This window comes from Microcystis sp. LE19-10.1B (genome assembly GCF_027530565.1).
GTDB classification, from domain to species: Bacteria; Cyanobacteriota; Cyanobacteriia; order Cyanobacteriales; family Microcystaceae; genus Microcystis; species Microcystis aeruginosa.
Genome location: NZ_JAPZQM010000290.1, coordinates 1 through 9,814, shown reverse-complemented (window position 1 = coordinate 9,814; position 9,814 = coordinate 1). Strand labels below are relative to the sequence as shown.

Here is a 9,814-nt window from a genome sequence, read left to right as displayed (position 1 = left end):
CGAGCATTCGGAAAGGAATCTTGGAGTCGGGGTCGGTTTGAAATTCGGTATGGAGAATTAGTTGCTCTGACTGCAAAAAAATCAGAGAATCGGCACGAATGGGGTCTAATTGTAATTCTGTCGGGTCGAGGACGGTTAAGGGGAGGGGAGAACCCAATAACCAAGTGGCTAGATCATCGGAGAAGTTTTCGGCAATAAATTTACAAATATTATCAAACATCGCGAGCGTTCTGCCTTTGTAATTCCTCGATCGCGTCGGGGGATAAATCGGTAAATTGGGCGATTTCTGGGATAGGAAAGCCGGCAGATAGCATTTTTAGGGCAATTTGTCGAGCTTTTTCTTCTTTACCCGCTTGCAAGCCTTTTTTTAGTCCTTTTTCCTCGCCTTCCTCTAAAATATCTTGATAGATGACGGATTCTCTCATAATGTCACTCCGAAGGATTTTTTTAATCGTCTCTCGATTGTAATTGCTCGATTGCGTCGGGGGATAAATCAGTAAATTGGGCGATTTCTGGGATAGGAAACCCAGCAGATAGCATTTTTAGGGCAATTTGTCGAGCTTTTTCCTCTTTGCCTTCCTCTTTGCCTTCCTCTCTGCCTTCCTCTAAAATATCTTGATAGATGACGGATTCTCTCATAATGTCACTCCGAAGAATTTTTTTAATCGTCTCTCGATTTAATACTAACCCGGCGAGAATACTGGTAGCGGCAGCGAGATTGCTTTGCACCTGTTTTTGGGAAATAGTTTCTAAAGAACGGGACACCTGACTTAACACCTGTTCGGGATCATCAGTATTGCTGAGGACGGCAAAGGGTAATAACTCATTGTTCGCTTAATTTTTTAAGGGAAGGGTTTTAAAATTGCTGTAACCTTTATCCTGTATGCTTTTTAGCGAATAAGGCAAGCGGAACATTGCCGAGATTGCTATCGCCAATTGGTTCGTTCAAACCCTAGGTATTTCTACAAAATGGAGACGCACCGGGTTGAATCTCCCTATTGAGGATTTTTTGGGACAGCAACAATCAAAATACTTCTGATTTGCGAGCGACTTAACCTGACCGGAAAGATATCTGTATAATCTAGACCAGCTGCTCTAATGCCATAATCAATTTCCACTTGGTTCAATAAATTTTGATTGAGAGGCCATTGTCTCATGTCTCCACCTAATGCGGGACCATTCACCGGATTTCTAGTGCTTGCAGCCGTATCTGAAAGCATTTGATCGTGGGTAAAAGCTAAGACTCTATCCAATAATTCATCGTTGGTATAAGTGAAAGCATGATCATCACTCATGGGATTGATCATTTGAAAAACGTCACATCCTTCGTCTAAAACCATCGCTTCTTCCGCACCGAATCCATCGCTCATAATTAAGGTAATCCCTTCTAGGGTATTGCCGATCCTTGCCGATAATCCCGAGGAAGCAAAACAGATAATTTTTTGACCGGACATTCCCAAAATTCCGAAAGGATAGATGCTCTTGGGAAAGTAAATCTCTACCGTATCTCCTCCGGGGTAAGGAAAATATTCTCCCGCCCGACGCGGAGAAAAATCAACCCGTTTAAACTGCTGTTCATCTAATTCCCTCGCGACAGCAGGATTAGCCAGATTGATGTTCAGAAAACCACCGGGAGAAATTAATTGAGTTTCTACGATAATCGGTCCGTTTAAAGCGGCACGCCTGGCATTCAAATCGCCGTAGAGTTGATATTCCCCCAAGTTAATTGTATTAATAACCTGCCCCATAAAATTCCCCGCACATGGAACTTGATAAGGCAGGCAAAAAATATGGCGTACATCTTGGAATCGATCGATAGCAGTAAATAGGGGAACCACATCACCTTGTTGAATGATAGTTTTTCCCCCTAGGGCAAACTCTAAAAATGGGGCGATATTCTGTAAATTAGCATCGTATCCCGGTAGTCCTGCTAAATGACGATTATATCTGCGAGCCACTTGCGGATCGTTAATCTGTATTATATTTGCGCCTCCAGCCATAAACCTTAAATCCAAAAATTCATAACGATGGCCGAGGTGTGTAGCCATAGCATCACACCATTTGACCAAACACCGATAGATGCGCTGATTGATCGGTTCTTGATAGCCTCCGGGGAGAAACATCCCACATAATTGATTTTGCAAGGATTTTATGTAGTAATTAGGGCCAAGATAGGCAAGATGCCACGGATTCATCGTTAGATCCCCACAACCTTGGGCGCCAATAATGAGCCAATCCTGTCCTCGCTGATCGCAGAATTCTTTGAGATGTTGATAAAGTGTCCAAGTACCCGCTCTCTGCTCGTAAGCATTGGTCGTAGAGTCTAGGCCAGGAATAGCAATTTGACCAAGTCGATTATACATTATATCCGGCACTGCATGAGGATCCTGCATTCTGGGAGGAGTTATACCATCCCGTTGAATGCCGGGGCCTTTTTGATAGTCTGGAGTCACGGACACAAAGATATGCTCTTTTTCCGTGTCTAGAGTCAAAGAACCAGTATTAAAAACTCGATTTTCCACCATAACACCCCCCGCTTGTCTAGGTGTGGCAGTTGCCGCTAGACAAGCTAATTAGCCCTAGGCTATCTGTTTTTTTTAATCTCAACCTCGCTGACCTGAAGGGGAGTGGGGCTTTATATTTTTTTCCTGAATCTATCAGAAAGCCTAGCATTTATCGTATTACCATACTTAAATTATAGTTTCCCGGAGGAAGTCAACTCTCGCCTCAATCCTTAAGAAATCCTCAAGAAATCCTTTCCCCGCTCTCGTTTCTGAATTGCCAAGAATTGCGTTAGAATTAAAGAAATATTACAAGTGGTTGACAAAAATGAGTAAGCCTGATACACAAGCCATTGCCCTCCAGTTAGAAAGTAGCAATTCTAAAGATCGTCTGCTGGCCTTGGCATCCCTGCGAGAAGTGACCCCGGAGGAAGCTGTACCCTTGATCAAAAAAGTCCTTTATGATGAAATGCTGCCAGTGCGATCGATGGCTGTCTTTGCTTTGGGAGTCAAACAAACCGAGGAATGCTTTCCTATCCTAGTGGATTTGTTAGCCAATGATGCCGATTATGGCATTCGCGCCGATGCTGCGGGGGCTTTAGGTTATTTAGAAGATATTCGCGCTTTTGAACCCCTACAACGGGCTTTTTACGAAGACACGCAATGGTTAGTCCGCTTTAGTGCCGCCGTCGCTTTGGGCAATTTGGGCGATATTCGGGCTAAACAGGTGTTATTATCGGCTCTCGATAGTAACGAAGCGGTTATTCAACAGGCCGCTATTGCTGCCCTTGGGGAAATCAAAGCAGTGGAAACCGTCGAGAAGCTTTTAACTTTTGTTAACTCCGATGACTGGTTAATCCGGCAGCGATTAGCGGAAGCTTTAGGCCATCTTCCGGCGGAAAAAACGATCGCAGCCTTAAAATTTTTGGTCAAAGACGAACATCCGCAAGTGCGCGAAGCGGCCCGTTTATCCTTGCAAAAATTGGCCCACGTCTAGGGATAGGATAGAATAAATAATCTATTCTTCCAAAGCGAACAATTTTTGCCTAAAGCCATTCATGGACATTCAAGAATTTATTAATCTCTGTGCGGGTAAATGGTTTTCTCAGCGTACCAGTTATCAATTAGCCGCCCAAAAAGTTGCCAATAATAAAGCAGAAATCACCATCGATTTGCTGGCTGCCGATGCTGCCGATGTGGTGCAATTATGTTTAGAAAATAACTGTCAGTCCCAGGCCAATCTAGGGGGATGGAAAGCGACTTGGGATAATTCCGTGGACTATGGACAACCGAAAAAAATCGGTTCTAGCTATTTAGTTTGGCTACCCTCAGGGAATTCTTGGCAAGGAAAATTAATCAAATCGGACGGTAAATCGGCAGCGCTGGGAGAATATCATCTCAGCAGCGATCAAGCTTTGACTTTAACCATCGAGGATAATCACCATCGTATCGAGGAAAGAATCTGGTTTGCTAGTCCTAATCTGAGATTGCGTACCAGTATTATCCAGTCAGCCAATGGCGATCGCCAGACGGTTTTCTATTCGGAAATTCGCAAAATGGTTGCTTCTTAAGTAGGGTCTGCTGAAAAAGTTTGTTGGTGGGGTTAGGGTGTGGGGTGTGGGGTGTGGGGTGTAGGGTTTTACCGATTTTCATCTGGTCAATTACCTAATTTTCAGGGAAAAAGTGCCTAAATTTCCCCCCCCGATCACCCCAAGGTCTGGCACTTTTTGATGGGGAAAAAGTCTAAAATTCCTATCCAACAAGGTTTTTAGATTTATTCAGCAAACCCTAAGTAGCTGCCATCCCCAATCTCTGAGGTGGGGAAGACAGGATTAATCTTCCACCACTCCAGTCAAATCCTCCTAACGTCGGCCGCGTCTGCTGCTGCCGAAACCACTGCGACTAGGGGTACGACGGGAACCAGAGGAACCGAAACTAGGAGAACGTTTGACATTATCAGATTTACCCGAATTCTTCAGGGTACTGGAACCATAACCAGAACCACTGGGTTTGGTGGTGGTTGTGGTGCTGCGATTGGGACTAGAGGAAGTATTACTGGGATAACGACGTAAATTGCCAGTAGAACGGAGAGTTTGCCGATTTTTGACCGCCGGAGGTGGACTATTATGTTTAGTCCGGTATTGATCCACTGCCTGATTATAGGTGGAACCGTAACCACCAAAACCGGTCATTACACCCCCCGGAGTATAGAGGGGAGGAACGTAGTATTGAGGACGAAAGAGCAAACTACCCAAAGCTTGACCAGCAACAGCACCGAAAAAAGGACTCCAAAAACTCGATTCTTGCCGAATCACTACGGTTTCCTGTTGTCCGGTTTGGGGATTGTTCCGCACTTCCGTGACATTATGGACATACTCAATTTTAAAATCTTCGGTCATGTACAGGGTAGCCTGATCACCGTTGATTTCCACCGCGGTTTTTTCCCCTTTAGCGATAGCTTCATCGCTTAATCTAGCCATTTGCAGGTTAGTGGTGCGAAAGAGGGGAGAAGTCCCCCCAGGGGTGTTTAACAGCATTAAGGTATAAGTGCCATCTCCGTCATCGTAGGTAGCTTGTTGCACCTCGTAGCGACCGCTACTAACCTGATTGGATTCTTGTCTTACACTACTGTTATTAGCTGACGGTGACTGAGTTTGATTTGATGAGGAACCACAGGCCACCGTTGTGCAACAAAGGGTAAGAATTAAAAGGATTGTCGTTACTTGGCGCAGCATAAGGGCAAAATTAAGACTATAAAGGCAGTAATTCGGGGAAATTGAGTAATAGTTGCTCATTGGTCAATTCATCTCCCAATTGAGCAGGAGAAAAATGTACCTGAATCGCACGCAGCCGACCTTGGTAGTGGAGGTTAATTATTGATTTTAAACCATCTTCCAGGGCCTCTCGATCGGCTAGGCTAGTTTCTAAACCAGCACTCTCACCCTCGAATGCTATTGTGATCATAACAACTAAGTTATCGGTGACGGGTAAAGTTAAGGGTTCGTTTTCCCCCACTTGTGAAGACACCGATTCACTTAGGTATCTGGCCGCGGAATCGGTAAACAGTTCGTTAACGTAGTCTCCCGCTTCCCCCTCACTCCAAAAAATATCGCCCTCATTAGCCACAGAAAACCAATAGAGGTTCATCTGCAGCAGATTTTGACAAATTTCTACTAAACCCTCTCCCATGACCTCTAAATCCCCTTCGGAATCGATCGCTTCCCGGCCGGTACGATTAAGAATACCGATCAGCGGTGCGATTTCTTGGCCGTAGAGATGCAAAAATAAGCGACAGACCACATAGCGAGTTTTACCCGCAAATTTCTTAAAGCGATCGCCTAAAGAACTCATAATAGACCTCTGGTAAAAATCAAAAATTGTCGTTAAGGTTAGGAGTCAGTAGTCAGGAGATAGGAGTCAGGAGTCAGGAGTCAGGAGATAGGAGATAGGAGACTTTTTTATTTATTCTCCCCACTTCCCACTCCCCACTTCCCACTTCCCACTTCCCACTTCCCACTTCCCACTTTCAAGTCAGTAGTCTTGGAGCCATAAGCTAGATCAAGGTGATAATCAAGTAAACAGGAAAAAAGCCCTCAGCTTTTATTTATTTTGCCATTTTCTAGGCTCCTATGCCTTGATGCCCTGTTAAGTAGTCGGACATAAATTCTGTTGTCTATCTTAAGAAATGTAAATTGCCGCAATTCTTCCTGATGACCGACTCCTGACTCCTGACGACCGGCTACTGACTCCTTACCCCACAGTTAACTTGACTTTTGTCCAACTACTTAACAGTCTATAATTACTTAGAATCCTTTTGGTGTGAGCAAATGGCTGTCCAACTGCAACAAGCTTTAGTGGTTGCTTCCTATATCTTGAAACAGCGTCTAGCAGGAAAAAAGCGTTTTCCCTTAGTTTTAATGCTAGAACCCCTATTTCGCTGTAATTTAGCCTGTACTGGCTGCGGTAAGATTCAACATCCCCCGGAAATCCTCCGCAATCATCTTACCCCAGCAGAATGTTTCGCAGCGGTGGAAGAATGCGGGGTTCCCGTGGTTTCCATCCCCGGGGGCGAGCCGCTTTTACACCCACAAATCGATGAAATTGTCAAGGGGTTAGTGGACAGAAAAAAATTTGTCTATCTCTGCACCAATGCTCTGTTGTTGGAAAAAAGCCTGGATAAATTTACTCCTTCACCCTATCTTACCTTTAGTGTCCATCTGGACGGTTTAAAAGCACATCACGATCGCTGTGTGGATCGAGAGGGAGTATTCGATAAGGCAGTACAAGGGATTAAAGCGGCGAAAGCGAGAGGTTTTCGGGTTACTACTAATACCACGGTTTTTGAAGGCACAGAACCGCAAGAAATGCAGGAATTTTTCGATTTTCTCGCTACTTTGGGTATCGATGGTATGATGATTTCCCCCGGTTATAGTTATGAGTGGGCCCCGGATCAAGATAGTTTCTTAAAACGGGAGCAAACCAGAGCTTTATTCCGAGAAATTCTCTCACCCTGGAAATCAGGTCAGAAAAAGTGGAATTTTAACCATAATCCTCTCTTTCTCGATTTTCTCATCGGTGAACAGGACTATGAATGCACTCCTTGGGGTAGTCCTAGTTATAGTCTTTTAGGATGGCAAAAACCCTGTTATCTGCTCAACGAAGGTCATTACAAAAGCTTTCGGGAACTTTTAGCAGAAACCAATTGGGATAACTATGGTCGGGCCAGTGGCAATCCGCAATGTGCCGATTGTATGGTACATTGCGGCTATGAACCGACCGCAGCCATGGCAGCTTTTAAACCGGCTAATATGAGACGTGCCATGCAGAGTTTAATCGGAGTCTAATCTAGGGTCTGCTGAATAAATCTAAAAACCTTGTTGGGTAAAAATTTTAGACTTTTTTCCCATCAAAAAGTGCCAGACCTTGGGGTGATCGGGGGGGAAATTTAGGCACTTTTTCCCTGAAAATTAATTAGGTAATTGACCCCCTGAAAATGGGTAAAACCCTACACCCCACACCCCACACCCCACACCCTACCCCCAGGAAAAACTTTTTGCCGCAGACCCTAATCTAAACTGATTCTAACCAGACGGCGGGGACTTGACTAGGGCGATCGGGTAATTGCATCCATCCCATTTCGCACAGACGAATTACCGAACTTAATTTTTCTACCAAAGCGGGATCAAAACGAATCCCGCTATAATTTTGACAGCGCTCTAGGGCCTCTCCTAAATCTAGAGCTAGTCGGTCGCCTCGCGGTTGAGTTAATTCCTGAAAATAGGCTGATAATCCTAAAATTCTCGACTCTAGGCTGATTTCTTCCCCTTTTAAGCCGTTGGGAACACCGCTACCATCCCAGTATTCAAACTCATGGTAAATAATCTGTTGAATTGGGGCTAATTCGGGCATAGTGGCGAGTAATTGTGCGCCTAACACCGATCTATCCCGCCAAAATAACGCATTTGCTCCCTCTAACTGACTGGCACGCTGTCTAAAAACTTCGATCGGAGCCTCCGCTAGACCGATGCGGTATAATAAACCAGCTAATCGTAAGCGTCGCAATCTCAGGGTGGGTAAATCGAGCAATTGTCCCAACATTTCCGCTAAAGCGGCCACCTGTAGGGAAGCAAGGGGATTATCAATATCTCTTTCATCGACCTTTTGAGCCATTCTTAGAAAAGCTTGCAGTTTATTAGCGGCTAAATTTTTATTTAAACGGGATGCTTGTCCTTCTAAGTCGCTTAATTCTCGTGCTTGTCTGCTGACGGTGACTAACTGCTGTTGACTGGTTTGCAGATAGGTGACAATGCGAGAGACTACTCCGGTTAAATCCGTGGGAATGGGATTAATATTTTGACTAATTTCCTGCTGTTGTCTGCTTAAATCGGCCGCTAGACTGGGATTATAGGGATGCAGACGCTCAATTAAGATCCTAGCGGCTTTTTCGACTAAATCGCGATCGAATGTCCATAAACCGTAGAATTTTCGCTCCGTGTCTATTTGGGGTTGACTATCGGACCGGTATTCTTCTGGGGATAACTCATGACAGAGTACCATGGAGGCGTAATCGGGGGAAAGAATGATTAAATTCCACTCATTCACCAAACTATCGCTATTATCTAAGTTTACTAGCGAAACATTCTCTAAACTGCCGGTTTTATGCTCAGAAAAACCACTATCGGCCACGGCAGCGATCGCAATATGACGAGAAGAGCGAGCGATATCTAAATAGCGCTCAGCTTCCTGTAAATACCATTTTCCCTGTTGAAAGGTGACTAAAACCAGTGGTTTATTTGTACTGTCTGGGCTGCTAGTTTGCAAGATATGATCTTCAAGAGCATGACAGAGAGCCACAAGGGTATTCTTAAAATAGACCCCGTAACTGCTGGGTAATCGTCCCGATGAAGCTCTTTTTAACTGTTGTAAGCTGGATTCTACGGTCATAAGTCGCAAGATTAGGGGTTGAGTGTGGGGAAAGGGGAGAGGAGAGAATAAATAAAAGCCATCTCCTGTCTCCTGTCTCCTGACGACCGGCTCCTGACTGCCTCAAAGGGGTTTATTCTACCACCCAGGGAGTGATTGCGGGAGTCCAATTAGCTAATTCCGCATCGCTAAACCAGAGACTAACTTCATCTTTGGCGGTATCTGGACCATCGGACCCATGGATAAGATTGCGTCCGACACTAATGCCAAAATCACCGCGAATCGTACCAGGTTCAGCATTGAGGGGATTAGTGGCGCCAATAATTTTTCTAGCGGAGGCAATTACTCCTTCTCCTTCCCAAACCATGGCCACCACGGGGGAGGAGGTAATAAAATCGACTAAAGAACGGAAAAAGGGTCTTTCCTTATGAACAGCGTAGTGTTTTTCCGCTAATTCGCTAGAAACCTGCATCATTTTCAACCCAACCAGCGTAAAACCTTTAGTTTCAAAGCGTTGAATAATTTCCCCCACCAGATTGCGCTGCACACCGTCGGGTTTAATCATTAAGAAAGTGCGTTCCATACTGCCTCTTAAAATTTAGTCATCGAAAAATTGCGTCCGAAACCCAGATTAACCCGGAATGGCATCCTAGAGAATGGCAGCATTTTCGCTTAAATTGCTGAGTTAGCTTGCTGTCCGATTTAGCTAGGGTTTGCGGCAAAAAGTTTTTCGTGGGGGCAGGGTGTGAGGTGTGGGGTGTGGGGTGTGGGGTTTTACCGATTTTGAGGTAGTCAGTTACCTAATTTTCAGGGAAAAAGTCCAGGAATTTTACCCCCGATCCCTCCAATGGTCGGCACTTTTTGAGGAAAAAAAGTCTAAAAGCCTTATC

Annotated in this window: 9 protein-coding genes and 2 pseudogenes; 3 read left to right on the top strand and 8 right to left on the bottom strand. The window is 44.8% G+C overall.

Features of this window, described 5'->3' with window-relative positions:
* From O9332_RS10395 to O9332_RS10380, 4 genes and pseudogenes are all read right to left on the bottom strand, one after another.
* Positions 1 to 220 (bottom strand): annotated as a pseudogene (locus tag O9332_RS10395) (hypothetical protein); the annotation flags it as partial.
* Complete coding sequence (locus O9332_RS10390; protein ID WP_002762040.1) at positions 213 to 425, bottom strand: Rpn/YhgA-type helix-turn-helix domain-containing protein; 213 nt, start codon at positions 423 to 425, stop codon at positions 213 to 215. The gene O9332_RS10390 and the pseudogene O9332_RS10395, both read right to left, overlap by 8 nt.
* A gap of 22 nt (positions 426 to 447) precedes the next feature.
* Positions 448 to 822, bottom strand: a pseudogene (locus O9332_RS10385) (Rpn family recombination-promoting nuclease/putative transposase); the annotation flags it as partial.
* A gap of 173 nt (positions 823 to 995) precedes the next feature.
* Complete coding sequence (locus tag O9332_RS10380; protein ID WP_288025322.1) at positions 996 to 2,525, bottom strand: hypothetical protein; 1,530 nt, start codon at positions 2,523 to 2,525, stop codon at positions 996 to 998.
* A gap of 304 nt (positions 2,526 to 2,829) precedes the next feature.
* Here O9332_RS10380 and O9332_RS10375 point away from each other — a divergent pair, with 304 nt between their 5' ends.
* Together O9332_RS10375 and O9332_RS10370 are read left to right on the top strand one after the other, a co-directional pair.
* Entirely contained in the window at positions 2,830 to 3,498 is a 669-nt protein-coding gene (locus O9332_RS10375; RefSeq protein ID WP_002762036.1) for a HEAT repeat domain-containing protein, read from the top strand.
* Positions 3,499 to 3,559: 61 nt separating this feature from the next.
* Positions 3,560 to 4,072 carry a phycobiliprotein lyase gene (locus tag O9332_RS10370; protein WP_002762035.1) on the top strand — a complete coding sequence of 171 codons (513 nt, stop codon included), beginning with the start codon at positions 3,560 to 3,562 and terminating at the stop codon, positions 4,070 to 4,072.
* Between the two features lie 291 nt (positions 4,073 to 4,363).
* Here the strand turns inward: O9332_RS10370 and O9332_RS10365 are convergent, their stop codons facing one another.
* Together O9332_RS10365 and O9332_RS10360 are read right to left on the bottom strand one after the other, a co-directional pair.
* Positions 4,364 to 5,296: a hypothetical protein gene (locus O9332_RS10365; RefSeq protein ID WP_002762034.1), complete on the bottom strand. Its 933-nt coding sequence runs from the start codon at positions 5,294 to 5,296 to the stop codon at positions 4,364 to 4,366.
* Positions 5,253 to 5,852 carry a DUF1517 domain-containing protein gene (locus tag O9332_RS10360; RefSeq protein WP_002762033.1) on the bottom strand — a complete coding sequence of 200 codons (600 nt, stop codon included), beginning with the start codon at positions 5,850 to 5,852 and terminating at the stop codon, positions 5,253 to 5,255. Before O9332_RS10360 ends, O9332_RS10365 begins: the two co-directional genes overlap by 44 nt.
* A 476-nt stretch (positions 5,853 to 6,328) precedes the next feature.
* On the opposite strand from O9332_RS10360, the gene hpnH reads away from it, so the two are divergent.
* A complete protein-coding gene (hpnH, locus tag O9332_RS10355; protein ID WP_002762032.1) occupies positions 6,329 to 7,345 on the top strand; it encodes an adenosyl-hopene transferase HpnH in 1,017 nt (338 codons plus the stop codon).
* Positions 7,346 to 7,571: 226 nt separating this feature from the next.
* Here the strand turns inward: hpnH and O9332_RS10350 are convergent, their stop codons facing one another.
* Both O9332_RS10350 and ndk read right to left on the bottom strand, forming a co-directional pair.
* Positions 7,572 to 8,945, bottom strand: coding sequence for an HD domain-containing phosphohydrolase (locus O9332_RS10350; protein ID WP_002762031.1), 1,374 nt, complete (start codon positions 8,943 to 8,945; stop codon positions 7,572 to 7,574).
* Positions 8,946 to 9,057: 112 nt separating this feature from the next.
* Positions 9,058 to 9,507: a nucleoside-diphosphate kinase gene (gene ndk / locus O9332_RS10345; protein WP_002762029.1), complete on the bottom strand. Its 450-nt coding sequence runs from the start codon at positions 9,505 to 9,507 to the stop codon at positions 9,058 to 9,060.
* Positions 9,508 to 9,814 lie beyond the last annotated feature (307 nt).

Bases quoted from the DNA above. Each gene is read 5' to 3' on its own strand.
- O9332_RS10390 (WP_002762040.1), bottom strand. From the start codon at position 425: ATGAGAGAATCCGTCATCTATCAAGATATTTTAGAGGAAGGCGAGGAA.
- ndk (WP_002762029.1), bottom strand. From the start codon at position 9,507: ATGGAACGCACTTTCTTAATGATTAAACCCGACGGTGTGCAGCGCAAT.
- O9332_RS10370 (WP_002762035.1), top strand. From the start codon at position 3,560: ATGGACATTCAAGAATTTATTAATCTCTGTGCGGGTAAATGGTTTTCT.
- O9332_RS10365 (WP_002762034.1), bottom strand. From the start codon at position 5,296: ATGAGCAACTATTACTCAATTTCCCCGAATTACTGCCTTTATAGTCTT.
- O9332_RS10380 (WP_288025322.1), bottom strand. From the start codon at position 2,525: ATGGTGGAAAATCGAGTTTTTAATACTGGTTCTTTGACTCTAGACACG.
- O9332_RS10350 (WP_002762031.1), bottom strand. From the start codon at position 8,945: ATGACCGTAGAATCCAGCTTACAACAGTTAAAAAGAGCTTCATCGGGA.
- O9332_RS10360 (WP_002762033.1), bottom strand. From the start codon at position 5,852: ATGAGTTCTTTAGGCGATCGCTTTAAGAAATTTGCGGGTAAAACTCGC.
- O9332_RS10375 (WP_002762036.1), top strand. From the start codon at position 2,830: ATGAGTAAGCCTGATACACAAGCCATTGCCCTCCAGTTAGAAAGTAGC.
- hpnH (WP_002762032.1), top strand. From the start codon at position 6,329: ATGGCTGTCCAACTGCAACAAGCTTTAGTGGTTGCTTCCTATATCTTG.